Here is a 523-nt window from a genome sequence, read left to right as displayed (position 1 = left end):
CATTACTCCAGCTGGGTTTCCCCATTCGGAAATCCCCGGATCAAAGCCTGCTTACGGCTCCCCGAGGCGGTATCGTTGTTCGCCACGTCCTTCTTCGGCTCCTGGTGCCTAGGCATCCTCCGTGCGCTCTTAATAGCTTAACCAATGCTTCGGTTGATTCGGCTTGTGCGCCGTTTTCACTTTGTTTCTTTGATCTCCTAAGACATCAAATGGYTGAAACAAACTGAAAAAATGTCGCAACAATCTCGAACAACCTTCGCTAACATCAACTGCTGAGCTCGCATTCGCTAACTCTGCTCGCTGATGGTTAATCCAGCTAAAGGATGTTTCAGCAATTCTTWTCTTTCGTTATCCAGTTTTCAAAGAGCAATATAAAAGTGCAATATCTGCACCCGCTTGGCGACGTCCTACTCTCCCAGGACCCTGCGGTCCAAGTACCATTGGCGCTGGAGGGCTTAACGGTCGTGTTCGGTATGGGAACGCGTGGTTCCCCTCCGCCATCGCCACCAAACGGATGATGCTT

Annotated in this window: 2 rRNA genes; both read right to left on the bottom strand. The window is 50.5% G+C overall.

Annotated features, from left to right (window positions below):
• Positions 1–143 (bottom strand): 23S ribosomal RNA (locus AC1DF0_RS32095); the annotation flags it as partial.
• Between the two features lie 251 nt (positions 144–394).
• A 5S ribosomal RNA gene (gene rrf / locus AC1DF0_RS32090) occupies positions 395–511 on the bottom strand.
• Between the last annotated feature and the right edge of the window lie 12 nt (positions 512–523).

This window comes from Paenibacillus sp. 05T425, assembly GCF_056396205.1.
This window is presented reverse-complemented; position numbering and strand designations above follow the sequence as displayed.